Annotated in this window: 16 protein-coding genes and 1 pseudogene; 7 read left to right on the top strand and 10 right to left on the bottom strand. The window is 73.3% G+C overall.

What is annotated here, in order from left to right; all coding sequences use genetic code 11:
- Positions 1 to 7: 7 nt before the first annotated feature.
- Positions 8 to 826 (bottom strand): ABC transporter permease subunit, encoded by an 819-nt coding sequence (locus ACIBG4_RS37350; protein WP_397206636.1) that lies wholly within the window; start codon positions 824 to 826, stop codon positions 8 to 10.
- Entirely contained in the window at positions 823 to 1,731 is a 909-nt protein-coding gene (locus tag ACIBG4_RS37345) for an ABC transporter ATP-binding protein (protein WP_397206634.1), read from the bottom strand. The genes ACIBG4_RS37350 and ACIBG4_RS37345 overlap by 4 nt, the downstream gene beginning before the upstream one ends.
- A 133-nt stretch (positions 1,732 to 1,864) precedes the next feature.
- Here ACIBG4_RS37345 and ACIBG4_RS37340 point away from each other — a divergent pair, with 133 nt between their 5' ends.
- The 4 genes from ACIBG4_RS37340 (at position 1,865) to ACIBG4_RS37325 (ending at position 5,933) form a co-directional block, all read left to right on the top strand.
- Complete coding sequence (locus ACIBG4_RS37340; RefSeq protein ID WP_397206632.1) at positions 1,865 to 3,100, top strand: sensor histidine kinase; 1,236 nt, start codon at positions 1,865 to 1,867, stop codon at positions 3,098 to 3,100.
- Positions 3,097 to 3,753 carry a response regulator gene (locus ACIBG4_RS37335; protein WP_397206630.1) on the top strand — a complete coding sequence of 219 codons (657 nt, stop codon included), beginning with the start codon at positions 3,097 to 3,099 and terminating at the stop codon, positions 3,751 to 3,753. The genes ACIBG4_RS37340 and ACIBG4_RS37335 overlap by 4 nt, the downstream gene beginning before the upstream one ends.
- Before the next feature lie 114 nt (positions 3,754 to 3,867).
- A complete protein-coding gene (locus ACIBG4_RS37330; RefSeq protein WP_397206628.1) occupies positions 3,868 to 4,485 on the top strand; it encodes a TetR/AcrR family transcriptional regulator in 618 nt (205 codons plus the stop codon).
- Complete coding sequence (locus ACIBG4_RS37325; protein ID WP_397206626.1) at positions 4,482 to 5,933, top strand: FAD-dependent monooxygenase; 1,452 nt, start codon at positions 4,482 to 4,484, stop codon at positions 5,931 to 5,933. The genes ACIBG4_RS37330 and ACIBG4_RS37325 overlap by 4 nt, the downstream gene beginning before the upstream one ends.
- 33 nt (positions 5,934 to 5,966) lie before the next feature.
- On the opposite strand, the gene ACIBG4_RS37320 is transcribed toward ACIBG4_RS37325, so the two are convergent.
- On the bottom strand, positions 5,967 to 6,824 hold the full coding sequence (locus ACIBG4_RS37320; protein ID WP_397206624.1) for an SDR family NAD(P)-dependent oxidoreductase: 858 nt from the start codon (positions 6,822 to 6,824) through the stop codon (positions 5,967 to 5,969).
- Between the two features lie 91 nt (positions 6,825 to 6,915).
- Between ACIBG4_RS37320 and ACIBG4_RS37315 the strand changes: the two genes are divergently transcribed.
- Positions 6,916 to 7,527: a TetR/AcrR family transcriptional regulator gene (locus ACIBG4_RS37315; protein ID WP_397206622.1), complete on the top strand. Its 612-nt coding sequence runs from the start codon at positions 6,916 to 6,918 to the stop codon at positions 7,525 to 7,527.
- A 135-nt stretch (positions 7,528 to 7,662) separates the two neighbouring features.
- On the opposite strand, the gene ACIBG4_RS37310 is transcribed toward ACIBG4_RS37315, so the two are convergent.
- The 6 genes and pseudogenes from ACIBG4_RS37310 to ACIBG4_RS37285 all read right to left on the bottom strand — a co-directional run bounded on the left by ACIBG4_RS37310 (position 7,663) and on the right by ACIBG4_RS37285 (position 12,528).
- Complete coding sequence (locus ACIBG4_RS37310) at positions 7,663 to 8,613, bottom strand: catechol 2,3-dioxygenase (RefSeq protein ID WP_397206620.1); 951 nt, start codon at positions 8,611 to 8,613, stop codon at positions 7,663 to 7,665.
- 118 nt (positions 8,614 to 8,731) lie between these two features.
- Positions 8,732 to 8,980, bottom strand: a pseudogene (locus tag ACIBG4_RS37305) (4-carboxy-4-hydroxy-2-oxoadipate aldolase/oxaloacetate decarboxylase); the annotation flags it as partial.
- The gene (locus ACIBG4_RS37300; RefSeq protein ID WP_397206673.1) at positions 8,977 to 9,687 is read right to left on the bottom strand and encodes a PIG-L deacetylase family protein; all 711 of its coding nucleotides are present in this window, start codon (positions 9,685 to 9,687) and stop codon (positions 8,977 to 8,979) included. The gene ACIBG4_RS37300 and the pseudogene ACIBG4_RS37305, both read right to left, overlap by 4 nt.
- An 88-nt stretch (positions 9,688 to 9,775) precedes the next feature.
- Positions 9,776 to 10,336, bottom strand: a complete 561-nt coding sequence (locus tag ACIBG4_RS37295) for a GntR family transcriptional regulator (protein ID WP_397206618.1) — start codon at positions 10,334 to 10,336, stop codon at positions 9,776 to 9,778.
- A gap of 123 nt (positions 10,337 to 10,459) precedes the next feature.
- Entirely contained in the window at positions 10,460 to 11,797 is a 1,338-nt protein-coding gene (locus ACIBG4_RS37290; protein WP_397206616.1) for a xylan 1,4-beta-xylosidase, read from the bottom strand.
- Between the two features lie 203 nt (positions 11,798 to 12,000).
- Positions 12,001 to 12,528, bottom strand: coding sequence for a MarR family transcriptional regulator (locus ACIBG4_RS37285; RefSeq protein WP_310713787.1), 528 nt, complete (start codon positions 12,526 to 12,528; stop codon positions 12,001 to 12,003).
- A gap of 121 nt (positions 12,529 to 12,649) precedes the next feature.
- Between ACIBG4_RS37285 and ACIBG4_RS37280 the strand changes: the two genes are divergently transcribed.
- Positions 12,650 to 13,543 carry an NAD-dependent epimerase/dehydratase family protein gene (locus tag ACIBG4_RS37280; protein WP_397206614.1) on the top strand — a complete coding sequence of 298 codons (894 nt, stop codon included), beginning with the start codon at positions 12,650 to 12,652 and terminating at the stop codon, positions 13,541 to 13,543.
- A gap of 44 nt (positions 13,544 to 13,587) precedes the next feature.
- Here ACIBG4_RS37280 and gap read toward each other — a convergent pair whose 3' ends face one another.
- Positions 13,588 to 14,592 (bottom strand): type I glyceraldehyde-3-phosphate dehydrogenase, encoded by a 1,005-nt coding sequence (gap, locus tag ACIBG4_RS37275; protein WP_310713792.1) that lies wholly within the window; start codon positions 14,590 to 14,592, stop codon positions 13,588 to 13,590.
- An 82-nt stretch (positions 14,593 to 14,674) separates the two neighbouring features.
- On the opposite strand from gap, the gene ACIBG4_RS37270 reads away from it, so the two are divergent.
- Positions 14,675 to 15,142, top strand: a complete 468-nt coding sequence (locus ACIBG4_RS37270; protein ID WP_397206612.1) for a MarR family winged helix-turn-helix transcriptional regulator — start codon at positions 14,675 to 14,677, stop codon at positions 15,140 to 15,142.
- Positions 15,143 to 15,185: the final 43 nt, after the last annotated feature.

The following is a 15,185-nucleotide window of genomic DNA, read 5'->3' as shown; positions in this document are numbered from 1 at the left end:
AGGGCGTTCAGACGTCCCGGCGGTGGACGACGAGCAGGGTCACGGCCGCCGCCACCAGCGGCCACAGCGCGAAGACGAGCCACGAGCCCGTGACCGTGGGCAGGGCGGGGCTGTCGCGGGGCGCCACCAGCGACAGGCAGGTACGCCAGACGTAGAAGGGGAACAGGGCGTACAGGTCGTTGGCCCACTGGTGCACGGTCGGCTTGAAGAACATCGGCAGGACGACCAGCACGGCGCAGACCGTGACGACGGTCGCCGCGGTGTGCCGCAGCAGCGCGCCGATGCCCATGCCGACCAGCGCCGACACGGGCGCGAGCAGCGCGTTCGCCGTGAGGACGCGGGCGACGCCGGGATCGCCGAGCGCGGCGGCGACGCCCCTGCCGGACAGGATGGCCTGGCTCACGCCGAACGCGGCCGTCACCGCGACCGCGCCAGTGGCGAGCATGACGCCCGCCGTGACGGCCACCTTGGCCACGACCACGCGGTGGCGGGCCGGGACCGCGGTGAACGTGCCGCGGATCAGGCCGGAGGCGTACTCCCCGGCGATCGTCAGGGCGCCCACGGCGCCCGCGCCGATCATCACCATGACCCCGGCCAGGCCGCTGAAGGCCTCGGTCATCGGGTCGAACATGGCCTTCTCCATCGGGGTGAAGGCCGGCCACGCGTCGTACGTCTCGAGGCTCGACTGCGCGGCCAGGCCGATGACGGCCAGCGTGCCGAGCCCGAGGACCCAGCGGGTGGACCGCAGCGACCACAGCTTGATCCACTCCGACGCGAGCAGGTCACGCAGGCGGGCACGCGGCGCGCCGGAGGCTCCGGAGGTCATCGGCGGTCACCGGCGAGGTACTCGGCGTGGCCAGCGGTCAGCTCCATGAACGCCTCCTCCAGCGACGCGGCGCGCGGGACCAGCTCGTGGAGCACGATGCCGTCCCGGTGGGCGAGCTCGCCGACCCGCGCGGCGCCCATCCCCGTCACCGTGAGCACGTCCGCGCCCGGCAGGAGGGTGGCGCCCTCACGGGTCAGTACGGCGGCGAGCCGGGCGGGGTCCGGGGTGCGCACGGTCACGCGGTCGCGGGCGCCGCGCGCCGCGAACTCGGCCAGGCTCTCCTCGGCGATCAGCTCTCCCCGGCCGATGACGACGAGGCGGTCGGCGGTGTTCTCCATCTCGCTCATCAGGTGGCTGGAGACGAGGACGGTGCGGCCCTCGTCGGCCAGCCGCCGGAACAGGCCGCGTACCCAGCGCACGCCCTCGGGGTCGAGGCCGTTGACCGGCTCGTCGAACAGCAGCACGGGCGGGTCGCCCAGCAGGGCGGCGGCGATGCCGAGCCGCTGCCGCATGCCGAGGGAGAACCCGCCGACACGGCGGCGCGCCACGCCCTCCAGCCCCACCTCCCGCAGCACCTCGGCCACCCGGCGGCGGGGCAGGCCGTTGCCGCGGGCCAGCGCCGACAGGTGCGCGGCGGCGCCGCGCCCCGGGTGCACGTCGCCCGCGTCCAGCAGCGCGCCGGCGTGGCGCAGCCCGGCGCCGTGCCGCCTGAAGGGGCGGCCGCCGATGGTGGCGGTTCCGGCGGTGGGCCGGTTCAGGCCGAGGATCATGCGCATCGTGGTGCTCTTGCCGGCGCCGTTCGGGCCGAGGAACCCGGTGACGTGCCCGGGCCGCACCGTGAACGTCAGGTCGTTCACGGCCGTCACGCCTCCGTAGCGCTTGGTCAGTCCATTGACTTCGATCACGTCGTCAACGCTGCCGTGGGCGGCCTTCCCGCGGCATCGGGCCACGGGCCCGTTCCGGCGCGACGAAGGTGGCCCGCGGGCGTACGCCCCTGGGCCGATGCCCGGCCGGCAGGCGGTGGCTACGATCGACCGCGTGCATCACGACCCGCCCCGCCCGCCTCTGACGCAGCGGCTGCCGCCGGGCGCGTGGACGGCGCTCACCTGGTGCGCGGTGGCGGTCTTCGCCCTCGTGCTGTTCGTCACGCTGCTGAACCAGGACCGGGACGTCCACCCGGAGGCCCCCGCCGCGGCGGCCGCGGCCGCCGTCATGGCGCTGCCCCTGGCCGGGTCGCGGCGCCGGCCGTCGGCGGTGCTCGCGGTGCTGCTGGCCGAGATCCCCGTCGCGACGGCCGCGGGGGTCATGGCCGATCGGATCTGGCCGGTGTTCCTGGCCGCCGACATCCTGACCGGCCTGGTCACGGCCGGACGCGCACGCCGGGCCGGCGTCGTCGCCGCGGTCGCCGCGCTGGCGGTCCAGCAGGTGGCCTGGCAGTTCGACCTGTGGCGCGGCGGCCACCGCGCCCTCGCGCCGGGTTTCGTCGGGCTGACGCTCGTGCTCGCCCTGGGCGTCCTGGTCGCCTGGCTGGCGGGCACCTCGATCCGCCAGCGGCGCGAGTACGGCCGGGCGCTGCGCGCGCACGCCACCGCCGAGGCGGTCACGGCGGAGCGGCTGCGCATCGCCCGTGAGCTGCACGACATGGTCGCCCACAGCATCGGCGTCATCGCCATCCAGGCCGGCGCGGGCGCCAGGGTGATGGACGCCGAGCCGGCGAAGGCCCGCGAGGCGCTGACCGCGATCGAGACCACCAGCCGCGAGACCCTGAGAGGGCTGCGGAGCCTGCTCGGCGTGCTGCGCCGGCCGGAGCCGCGGCCCGCGGAGCCGGCGCCGTTCGCGGGGCTGGCGGACCTCGACGCGGTCGTGGCCATGACCGCCGCCGCCGGTGTCCGCGTGGACGTGCGCTGGAGCGGCCAACGCCGCCCGCTGCCGGCCGCCGTCGACCGGTCCGCGTTCCGCATCGTCCAGGAGGCGGTGACCAACGTGGTCCGGCACGCGGGCGTCGCCCGCTGCGCGGTGTCGATCGACTTCCGCGACGAGGAGCTGCGCGTCGAGATCGTCGACGACGGGCACGGCCCCGCCCCCGCGGCCCCGGCCGGCGGCGGGTACGGCATCGCCGGGATGCGGGAGCGCGTCGCGCTGCTGGACGGCGACCTCAGCGCCGGCCCACGGCCCGGAGGCGGCTTCCGGGTCGCCGCCCGGCTGCCCGTCCCGGACAGGCCCGACGACGACCACGCGCCGGGCGCGATGACGAGCGCCGAGGGGGTGCGGTGACGATCCGGGTCGTGCTGGCCGACGACCAGCCGCTCATCCGCGCCGGGCTGCGCACGGTCATCGCCGGGACGCCGGACGCGGACGTCGTCGGGGAGGCCGGGACCGGCGCCCAGGCCGTGCGGCTGGCCAGGGAGCTGCGCCCCGACGTGGTGCTGATGGACATCCGCATGCCCGGCATGGACGGCATCGAGGCCACCCAGATGATCACAACCGGCGAGCCGGCCCCCCGGGTCGTCATCCTGACCACCTTCGACGACGACGACAACGTCTACGCCGCCCTGCGGGCCGGGGCCAGCGGCTTCCTGGTCAAGGACATGGCGCTGGAGGACATCCTGGCGGCCGTCCGCGTGGTCGCGGCCGGGGACGCCCTGATCGCGCCCGGCGTCACCCGCCGCCTCATCGGGGAGTTCGCCGCCCGGCCCCCCTCCACGCCGGGCTCGCGGGATCTCGGCGGTGTGACCGGGCGCGAACGCGAGGTGCTCACCCTGGTCGGGCGCGGCCTGTCCAACGCCGAGATCGCGGCGCACCTGCACATCAGCCCCGGCACCGCCAAGGCGCATGTGGCCAGCCTGCTCGCCAAGCTCGGCGCCCGCGACCGGGTCCAGCTCGTCATCGCCGCCTACGACGCCGGCCTGGTCGCGCCCGCCCGCTGACCGGCCGGGGACCGCTGGGTCCCGGGCCCGGCGTGCGATCCGGCCTTGTGATGGCGAGCAGTCCGGAGTACGGTCGAACCGTACGGTACGGTTCGGCAAGGGAGAGAGGCTCGGATGGAGCAAGAGGACGCCAAGGTCCGCCAGATCCGGACGGCGGCGAAGACGCTGTTCCTCCGGCACGGTTTCGCCCAGGTGAGCACGGCGGCCCTGGCCAAGGAGGCGGGGGTGTCCAAGGAGACCCTCTACACGCGTTACCCGAGCAAGGAGGCGGTCCTCGCCGACGTGCTCGAACACCTGATCACCACCACGGAGGACCCGCCGGAGGCGGCTCCGGCCGTCGCGTCGAGGGCCGCCCTGGAGAGCGCGCTGTACGTCTTCGCCCGCCGGCTCCTGGCCGGACTCATGGACCGCGAGTACATGGAGCTGGCTCGCATCGTCATCGCCGAGACGCCCAGGTTGCCGCACGTCGGCGAGACGTTCCGGAACGCCGTCCCCGAGCGGGCGCTGGCCGGCGCGAGAGGTCTGCTGGCGGCCGCCCGCGAGGCCGGGCTCATCGACGACGTCGATCTGGACGCCGCGGCACTCCTGCTGGTCTCACCCCTGGTGACCCACGCGCTGCTGCAGGTTCTGCTCGTCGCTCCCTCGGTCGGGCGGCCCCCCGAGGCGCTGGACGTCGACGTGCACGTGGCCCTGTTCCTCAGGGCGATCCCCTTCACGGAGGAAGCATCATGAACGCGGACATCATCATCGTCGGAGCCGGCCCGGCAGGGCTCCTGCTCGCCGGAGACCTGGCCGGCGCCGGGGTGCGCGTGACCGTGGTCGAGCGCCGTACCGGCGAGTCGCCGCTCTCGCGGGCCTTCGCCGTGCACGCGCGCACCCTGGAGCTCCTCGACATGCGTGGCCTGGCCGACCAGGCTCTCGCCGGCGGCACCACGGTCCCGGGCCTGCTGATCTGGGACCACGTCGTGATCGGCATGACCGACCTGCCGGGCCGGCACCCGTACATGCTCGTCACCCCGCAGTACGAGATCGAGCGGTTGCTGATGCGACGCGCCCTCGGCAACGGCGCCGAGTTGCTGTCCGGGCACGAGGTCACCGGCGTGGAGCAGGACGGCGAAGGCGTCACCGTGCGCGTCCGCGCGCTCGACGGGGACACGCGCACCCTGCGGGCGTCGTACGTGGTCGGCGCCGACGGCAGGCACAGCACCGTGCGCGAGGCCGCCGGCATCGACTTCCCCGGCCACGCCGTCGCCCGCTCGGTGATGCTCGCCGACGTCAGGCTGACGGAGAAGCCCCGGGAGCTGCTGTCGGTCAACGGCGTTCGCCAGGGCTTCGTGTTCATCGCCCCGTTCGGCGACGGCTGGTACCGCATCATCGGCCGCGACCACGCGAACGGCGACCTCCCGGACGACGTCCCCGTCGACTTCGAGGAGCTGAAGCGGCTGACCCGCGCGTGTTACGGCACCGACTTCGGCATGCACGATCCGCGCTGGATGTCGCGCTTCCACAGCGAGGAACGGCAGGCCACCCGCTACCGCGCGGGCCGGGTGTTCATCGCCGGCGACGCCGCGCACGTGCACGCGCCCGCCGGCGGCCAGGGCATGAACACCGGCCTGCAGGACGCCGCCAACCTGAGCTGGAAGCTGGCGGCGGCCGTTCGGGGCCGGGCCCCGGCCGGGCTGCTGGAGAGCTACGAGGCCGAGCGGCACCCCGTGGGCCGGACCGTCCTGCGCACCAGCGGCCTCCTCACCCGGTTGGCGCTGCTGCGCTCGCCGGTGGCGCGCGCGGTGCGCAACCAGGTCAGCGGCGCCGTCATGAACATCCGGCCGCTGCGCCGCGCGGTGGCGCTCAACATGCTCTCCGGCATCGCGGTCCGCTACCCCGCGCCGGACGGCGCCCACGCGTGGGTGGGACGACGCGTCCCCGACCTCGCGCTCGCCGGCGGCGCGCCGGGCAGGTTGTACGAGGCGCTGCGCCGCGGGAGGTTCGTGCTCGTCGCCCGCCTCGGCCCGCCGGCGGGGTGGAGCGACCGCGTCGACCACGTCGCCCCGGCCGAGGCTTCAGCTGCGGCGAGGTGCATGCTCGTCCGTCCCGACGGCTACCTCGCCTGGGCCGGCGACCGCGGCGACAACGCCGGCCTCGCCGAAGCCCTCACCCGGTGGTGCGGGCCCGCCGCCTGAGGCCGCGGGGGAGCGGCGGGCACGGTCTCACGCTCACCCGCCCAGGCCGAGCATGCGCCTGAACAGGGCGTCCACGGCACGGTCAGGCAGCGCGCGCTGGAGCCGGGTGAGCAGCTTGGCGTGGCCGCCGACGGGGTAGCGCGTTCGCGGCCGGCGGGCGGTCAACGCCGTCACGACGGCGCGGGCGATCGTCTCGGGCGGGCTGCCGCTGCGCCGGTGGTTCGCGGCGATCCGCTCGATGACGTGTCCGAACGTGTCGCCGTAGTCGGCGCGGCCCTGGGGGGAGAACCGGTCGGCGATCGCCCGCCGGCCGCTGGCCACCAGCTTGGCCGGGGCGTCGCTGCGGGTGGCGCCCGGCTCGACGATGCTGACGTGCACGCCCCACGGGCGCAGCTCCATGCGCAGCGCGTCGGTGACGGAGACGAGGCCGTGCTTGGCGGCGGTGATCGGGCCGAGGAACGGCAGCGTGATGCGCCCGCCCTCCGAGCCGACGTTGACGATCCGGCCCCGGGCGCGCTTGACCAGCGGCAGGAACGCCTGCGTCACGGCGAGCTGGCCGGTCAGGTTGACCTCGAGGTGACGCCTGAACTCCTCCAGGGGCACCAGCTCGATCGGCCAGGGCGCGCCGATGCCGGCGTTGTTGACGAGGCCGGCCAGCCCCGACGCGCCGACGGTCCGCTCCACCCGGTGGACGGCGGCCGCGATCGACTCCTCGTCCGTGACGTCGATGCGGACCGGGACGATCCCGCCACCGGACGCGGCCCGCAACGCCTGGCCGTCCGCCTCCTTGCGTACTCCGGCGAAGACCGTGAAGCCCCGGGCATGCAGGGCCAGCGCCGAGGCCCGGCCGATCCCTGACGACGTTCCGGTGATCACTACGGCTGGTGACATGCCGCACCCCTCACGAAATAACTCAACGATGGTGAGTTGAACGTAGACGACGCCGGCGCCGAACTCAACAAGGGTGAGCTACTCTGCCGGGGTGACCGAGACACGTCAGAAGGGAGCCGGCGGGCGACGGCCGGGAGTGTCGGGAACGCGCGAGGCGATCCTGGCGGCCGCCCAGCGGAGCTTCGCCGAGCACGGATACCTGGCGACCACCATCCGCGGCGTCGCGTCGGCCGCCGGCGTCGATCCCGCGCTGGTCCTGCAGTTCTTCGGCAGCAAGGACGGGCTGTTCGACGCCGCCCTGCGGGCCGATCCGCCCACCCGACCCCTGACGGCGCTGGTGCGCGACGGCGACGTCGACCACCTGGGGGAGCGGCTGGTGCGGCGCTATCTGGAGCTCTGGGAGGCCCCGGACACCGGAGCCCGGCTGCTCGCGATCGTACGCGGCGCGTCGGCCTCGCCCAGCGCGTCGGCGATGGTGGCCTCGTTCATGACCGACGAGGTGATGCTGCCCCTCGCCCGCGCCATCGGGCCCGACCGGGCCGAGCTGCGCGCGAACCTCACGGGCGCGCACCTGCTGGGCGTGGCGACGGCCCGGTACGTGCTGAAGGTCGAGCCGCTCGCCTCGCTCGAACGCGAAGCGCTCGTCGCCATCCTGGCCCCCCTCGTGCGGCACCACCTCACCGGTGATCTGGGACGGCCGTGAGCCTGGCCTGGCCGCCCGAAGGATCCGCGCCTTCGGTGCTGGCCCCATCACCGCCCCAGAGAATCCCCCCGATGTCCACCGCCCACGTCGTCGTCACCGTCCTGGCCGCCGCCCGGGTGGGTTCGCAGGGCGGGCTCAGTCGAGCGGCGGGGTGCCGTGCGTATGGAACGACTCGATCGTCTTCAGGCCCCACGCCTGGCCCTTGGCCCGCTCGGCCTGGGTCCAGGTGATCAGCGGCCAGTCGGGGGCGAGCACCAGCCGGGTCAGGGGGTTGCACAGCTCGATCCGGTTGCCGCCCGGCTCGTAGACGTACAGGAAGAACGTCTGCTGGATGGCGTGCTTGTGCGGACCGGTCTCGATGTGCACGCCGTTGTCCAGGCACAGGTCGGCGGCCCGCAGGATGTCCTCGCGGGAGTCGGTGGCGAACGCGACGTGGTGCAGGCGCCCTCGCGACCCCGACCGGTCCTCGGTGTAGACGATGTCGTACGACTTGTTGGTGAAGGTCAGCCACTGCGCGCTGAGCCTGCCGCTGTCGAGCACGATCTGCTCGGTCGGCCTGGCGCCGAGCAGCCGGTGCGTGAAGCCGGAGCTGGGCGCGACCTCGGCGGCCAGGAAGTTGACGTGGTCGAGCCGCCGCACGCCGACGCCCTGGCACGGCTTGGCCTGCGGCTGGTTCTTCAGCCCGGGGCGCAGCTCGGGCGGCGCCTCGTACCACTCGCTCTCCCAGTACAGGGCGATCTCGTGGCCGTCCGGGTCGCGGGTGACGTACAGCGGCCCGATCCCGGGCTCGTCCTCCACCCACGCGCCGCCCATGCCGGCCTCCTCCAGGGCCTTGACGCGGGCGTTCAGCGCCTGCTCGCTCGACGTGCGCAGCGCCGTACGGCGCAGGCCCGAGGTCGGGTGGGCGGTCAGCGTGAGGCTGTGGTGCTCGTAGTCGTCCCACGAACGCAGGTACACGGACTCGCCCGAGCGGCCGTTCTCGGTCATGCCGAGCAGCTGGGTGAAGAACCACAGGCTGCGGTCGGGGTCGGGGGTGAAGAGTTCGACATGGCCGAGATGAGCGATGTCTCCCAGGGGTGGGGCCATCGGGGAGCCTCCTCAGGAGCCGGATGCGGGCGGGCGCGGGAACACCGTGCCGTCGAAGATCTTGCGGGCCGTCCGGACGACGGCGGTGCGGGCCGCATGGGGAGCGCGAGGTGGTGGTGACCACCAGCACGTCGCCCTGGCGGCACTGCTCGACCGCCGCGTGGATCATGAGGTTGTCGCCGGGCCGGCACAGGGCGGTCACCGCGGTGCCGCAGACGCGCACGCCCTGCTGGATCGGCCGCAGTCCCGGGCCCAGGCTTCCCGTCCGGCCCAGCGCCTCGTGCACGGTGGCCACGCCGAACCCCGCCAGCGCGGTCACCGCGTCCGCGTCCGCCCGGCGGACGCCGGTGACGATCACACCGCTCATGCCAGGACGCCCGTCACCTGCGGGTACGGCCGCATGTACGCCTCGCCGTACGTGGTGTGGGGCAGCCCCAGGTTGGGACCGGCGTTGCGCTTGAGCTGCACGCCCCGGCGCGTGGCCAGGTCGGTGTAGTAGTCCCACAGGTGCCGCTGGGCGGGCAGGCACTCCATGGCCTTGCGCTTGGTGTCGAAGACCTCGGTGATGTCGAGCAGGACCTGCGGGGTGAAGCCGCACATCTCGGGCTGGTGCGGCTCGAAGAAGAACACCGGCGGCGCCCCGAGCGGCTCGCCCGGCGCCGGGTAGCCGGCGGCCTGCGCCAGCACCCGGGCCTCCAGCGCCATCCGGGCCGCCGCGGGGTGGTCGCCGTTGTACGGGTCCTCCGGCGGGTGGGTGAGCACCACCGTGGGCGCCACCTCCCGGTAGAGGCGCACCAGCTCGTCGACGAGCTCGGGCGTCTCCCGCAGCGGGTAGTCGCCGGCCTCGAGGAAGCGGATGCCGGCACCCAGGGTGGCCGCGGCCTGCTCCGCCTCCCCTCGCCGCAGCTCCTTGATCTCGTCGAGCGATCTTCCCTCGCGCCAGGCCTTCGCGGACTCGCCGCGTTCGCCGCAGGAGAGGCACACGATCGTCACCTTCTTGCCCCGCGCGGCGGCCAGGGCGATCGCCCCGCCCGCGCGCCAGACGAAGTCGCCGGCGTGCGCGCTGACGACCAGGGTGGCTGCGCCGGAGCTGCCTGGTTCACGGCGTCTGTCATCGGGTTGTCCTCCTCGACGGGTGGGGGAGCCGTGCCACCGGACGGCGTCAGGTGTCGCTGAGCGCCTCGATGACGCTGGCCAGGTGGGCGTGCGCGGCGGCCTCGGCCGCCTTCGGGTCGCGGGCGCGGATCGCCTCGATCAGCGCCAGGTGCTCGTCGAGCGACCGCTGGGGCCGCCCGGGGCGAAGCGCGAGCTGGAAGCGGTGCCGGACCAGCTGGGCGTTGAGCCGCTCCAGCAGCTCGACCGCCACCTGCTGCCCGGAGATGTCGCGGATGCGGGCGTGCAACCGATGGTTGAGCTCCGAGTAGGTCAGGGGCTCGCCGTCGGCGACCGCCTTGGCCATCGCCTCGCCCAGCGCGGCGAGCTCGGCCCCCTGCTCGTCGGTGGCCCGCGCCGCCGCCTTGGCCGCGCACAGCCCTTCGAGCACCATCCGGCACTCGGTGATGGCGACCGCCTCCTCGACGCTGACGACCCGTACGCGGGCGCCCCGGTTGGGGATGCGCTCGACCAGGCCCGCGGCGGTCAGGTCGATCAGCGCGGCGCGGATGCTCGCCCGGGTCACCCCGAACTGCTCGGCGAGCTCGGCCTCCCGCTGGGCGGGAGCCATGTCCCCCCGTCTCGGGCGACAATATTGTCAACAATCTTGCTGGGCATAGTGCCGACAGCGGTCGCGCGGCCGCCATGACCGGCCGCCCGATGACAACCATGCCCCGCCGGGGGCTGAGCGGTTCTAGCGGCCGCTCCACTTGATCTCGTACGGCTGGAGCGTGACCTGCCTGCCGTCCACGGTCGCCGTGACGGCCTTGTCCGCCGTGTTGACAGCCAGCAGCTGCTGCTCCTGCGCCAGCACGCGGACCCGCGGGTCGGAGGAGGTGACGTCCTCCAGCTCGGCTCCCGCGGGGAACCAGCGGGCGAACTCGCTCACCAGCTGCCCCGTCGGCAGCATCGAGCCGGTGCCGGGCGCCCACATGCAGGCCCGGCATTCCCCCTCCTTGGCCTGCGGGTTCCAGTACAGGGCGGTGGCGGCGCCGCTGCGGGCGAACTCCATCATCGAGACGGCCTGCACGGCCAGGCGCTTCGGCTCGGGCCACGTGGTGCCGTCCTCCGGCACGACGTACCACTCCGACCACCAGACCGGCAGGTCACCGGTCCGCTCGCGCAGCCACGCGGTGATCGCGCCGAACTTGGCCAGCGCCCCGAACTCGTCCGGCCGCAGCTCGTGCGTCTCGGTGGGGGAGGCGCCGTCCACCACGACGAAGTCGGCGCCCTTCTTGTTCTTGAACCAGTACTCGAAGGCGTCGAGCGCGTTCTGGTTGACCACGCCCCACGGGCCGCGCAGCTCCGACGGTCCTTCGTTGTCGCTGTCGAAGCCGATGTACGGGCCGCCCACCTGGGCGTCCGGGCGGGCCGCCTTGACCGCGTCGTACACCTTGTTGTACAGCGCCGTATAGCCCTTGACGTCCGCCGGCTTGGCGTGGTCGCGCCAGAAGCCCTTCAGCTCGTTCCAGACCATGAAGTACTTCACGTCGGTGTACCGGGTGGCGACGGCCGCGGCCAGCTTGGCGAAGTCGTCGAAGTGCTCCGGGTACGGGGCGTCCTCCAGGTGCTCCTTCCACGCCGACTCCTCGGTCGGGCCCTGGGGGCCGCCCTTCATCCAGTCGGGGGCGCAGCACAGCGTCATGACCGGGGTGGCGCCCGACTCGCGCATGAGGTTCATCCGGCTGTCGAGGTCCTCCCAGAAGAACTCGCCGGGCCGCGGCTCCGGGTTGAGCGCGCCGAAGCCCATGATGTGCTGGTTCTGCAGCATCGGCGTCCGCGCCAGCGCCCCGGCCACGTCCTGCTCGAAGCGCGGGCTGACGTTGTTCGCGCTGACGCCCGTGTGGGTGAAGCCCCAGCGCGGCCAGGCGGCGTCCACCGGCGGCGGCTTGCGGATCTCACCGGCCGCGGGCGGCGAGGAGGCGCCGGACGCCTCCGAGGTGGGCGCCTTGTCGCCGGTGCCGTTGCCCGTGGTGCTCTCCGGAGTGCAGCCCGCGAGGACGAGCGCCGCCGCGACGACCGCCACGGCCATCCACCTGGAACGCCCCCGCCCTGACGACGCAGGGAAACCCGATGACACGTGATCCCCATCCGATCCTTGTGTAGACGACGGGGATGTAGCGTTCCACGCGTGGCGTAAGGCCGTCGTATCCCGGACCCGGTTCACAGCCAATCGTTACACCGGTCCCGGCTGTCGGGGATGGAGCGGTTCGGGCAGGAACGTAGGTTCCGGCATCAGGTGTCGGCCGGTTGCCGTCCGTTGTCTCCGAGGGAGACGAGCAGGCGGCGTAGCAGCGCGGCGAGCTGATCGCGTCCGGCCACGGGCAGTCCCTCCAGAAGCCGGCGCTCGTTGGCGAGGTGGTGTTCGACGACCTGGTTCACCAGCCGCAGCCCCTGTTCGGACAAGGAGATCAGGACACGTCGCCGATGCGCCGGGTCCACCTCGCGCTCGACCAGTCCCTTGCTCACCAGCCGGTCGACGCGGTTCGTCAACGCCGCCGAACTCACCATGCCCGCGCTGCTCAGCTCTCCTGCGCTGAGGACGTGGGGCGGCCCCGCGCGCAGCAGTGTGGCCAGCACGTCGAACTCCCAGGACTCCAGGCCGTGCTCGGCGAACTCGTCCTTGATCGCGCGTTCGAGCAGCCGTGACGCCCGGGAAAGGCGGCCGACGACCGCCATGGGGGAACAGTCCAGGTCGGGCCGCACCGCCTGCCACTCCCGAATGATCACATCGACCCCGTCCTGCTCGGTCGCGTCGGTCACGGTCTTCCCTCCCGGGTCAGGCGGCTTCTCTCACAGTCTAAGTCTTCGATGTCGAAGAGTTTGACCATTGGAGAGTTTCGACCTAAAGTTTCGACATCGAAATTTTCGAGGGAGTGTTGAGATGCGTACTCTGATCGTAGGAGCTCGTGGTTACCTGGGCTCGGCCGTCGCCGAAAGGCTGGCGGCAGCCGGCCACCAGGTCGTGGAACTCGCCCGTCCGGGCGGCGATCGGCCGGAGGGGCGGTACGAGCGGCGAATCGGCGACCTGACCGACCCGGACTCGCTCACCGCGGCGGTCACCCCCGACATCGACGCGGTGATCAATCTGGCCACGCCCACCGGTGACGCCGACGCCGACGCCGCGGCCGTCGCGGCGTTGACCGGCCCGCTGCGCGGCACTGGGCGCGCATTCGTCTACACCAGCGGCGTCTGGGTCCTGGGCGCCACGGGGGCGGCCACCGCCCATGAGGAAACGCCCACCGACCCGATCCCGATCGTGGGATACCGGCCCGGCATCGAGCACCAGGTGCTCGCCACCGCCGAGAACGGCGTCCGCGCCACCGTCATCCGACCCGGCATCGTGCACGGCCGCGGCGGCGGCATCCCCGCCTTGCTGGTCGACCTGGCCCGCAGGCATGGGGCGCCCCTGATCATCGCGGACTCGACGGTGCGCTGGCCCATGGTCCACCTCGACGACCTGGCGGACCTTTTCACCAGAGTGGTCGAGCAAGCGCCCGCCGGAACGCTGTGGCACGGCGTGAGCCAGCCGGCGGTTCCCGTCCGGGACCTGGCCATCGCCGCCGGCCAGGCCGCCGGAATCCTCGCCGAGCCGCGGGTCTGGCCGCTGGACCAGGCGCGAGAGGAACTCGGTGCGCTGTTCGCCGACGCCCTGGCACTCGACCAGTCCGTCAGCGGGGAGCGGGCACGCGACCGGCTGGGCTGGCAGCCCCGGCACCCCGACGCCGTCGCCGACCTGCGCGACGGCTCCTACCTCCCGGCCCGTCGCGTTTCATGAGGCGCGGAGCCACACGTTGATGGCGGCGCTGGTGACGGTGGCCCCTACAGCGTGCCGCCCACGAGGAGGGCCAGGTCGATGAGCCGGTTGGAGTAGCCCCACTCGTTGTCGTACCAGCCGACGACCTTGACCTGCGTGCCCAGCACCCGGGTGAGCTCGGCGTCGAAGACGCAGGACGCGGGGTCGGTGACGATGTCGGTGCTGACGATGGGCGCCTCGGTGTAGGACAGCAGCCCCTTGTACGGGCCCGCGGCGGCCTCGGCGTAGGCCTCCTTGACCTCCTGCACGGTGGTCGGGCGGCGGGTGGTGACGGTCAGGTCGGTGACCGAGCCGGTGGGGACGGGCACCCGCAGGGCGAAGGCGTCGAGACGGCCCTGCAACTCGGGCAGGACCAGGCCGATGGCCTTGGCCGCCCCGCTGGAGGTGGGCACGATGTTCAGGGCCGCGGCGCGGGCGCGGCGCAGGTCCTTGTGCGGGGCGTCCTGGAGGTTCTGGTCCTGGGTGTAGGCGTGGACCGTGGTCATCATGCCCGACTCGATGCCGACGGCGTCATGCAGCACCTTGGCCAGGACGCCGAGGCAGTTGGTGGTGCAGGAGGCGTTGGAGATGATCGTGTGGCGCTCGGGGTCGTAGGCGTCGTCGTTCACGCCGAGCACGATCGTGACGTCCTCGCCGCTGGCGGGGGCGGCGATGATGACCTTCTTCGCGCCGCCCTCCACGTGCGCGCGGGCCTTGGCGGCCTGGGTGAAGACGCCGGTGGACTCGATGACCACGTCCACTCCCAGGTCGCCCCAGGGCAGATCGGCGGGGTCGCGCTCGGCCAGCACCCTGACCGTGGCGTCACCGGCGTGGATCGCGCCCGGCTCGGCGGTGACCTCGCCGGGGAAGCGGCCCAGGATCGAGTCGTAGGCCAGCAGGTGGGCCATGGTCGCCACGTCGCCGAGGTCGTTGACCGCGACGATCTCCACGTCCGCGTTCCGCGCGACGGCGGCGCGGAAGACGTTGCGGCCGATCCGCCCGAACCCGTTGATGCCGATACGAACAGTCATGCTTACCTCTTCTCGCGCTGACAGGTGTGTCGGCCAACATCATAAGCATCTTATATAAGTTCGCGATATATATAATGGGGGCGTGGACGAGACCCCGGACGACGACCTGGACGTTGAGGCCTTCACCGCGGCCGTCGAGAGCTTCAACCGCTTCTACATCCGGCTGCCGACGCTGGAGAAGCTGTCGTTCACGACGCTGTCGGTGCTGGACACCCTCGCGTGCGCCGACGGCCCGATGCGGCTGACCGACCTGACCCGGACGGAGCAGGTCAGCCAGCCCGCCATCACCCAGCTCGTCACCCGGCTGGAGCGCGACGGGCTGGTCGAGCGCCGCCCCGACCCGAGCGACGGGCGCGCCGTCCTCGTCCACCTCACCGAGGCCGGCCGGCGGATCGGCCGCTCGCGCCACGAGGACCGCACGCGCCACCTGGCTCCGCTGGTCGCGCAGCTGACCGCCGAGCAGCGGCGGGCGATCGCCGGCGCCCTGCCCGCGCTGGCCCGCCTGGCCGAGCTCGGCCGGACCCGGCCTCCGGGCGCGCCGGGCCGGTGACGCGCCGGCTCCGTCGGCGAGCGCCCGGCTGACACCGGAGGCC

Origin of the sequence: Nonomuraea sp. NPDC050383 (genome assembly GCF_044459125.1) — a bacterium.
Lineage (GTDB): Bacteria > Actinomycetota > Actinomycetes > Streptosporangiales > Streptosporangiaceae > Nonomuraea.
This window is presented reverse-complemented; position numbering and strand designations above follow the sequence as displayed.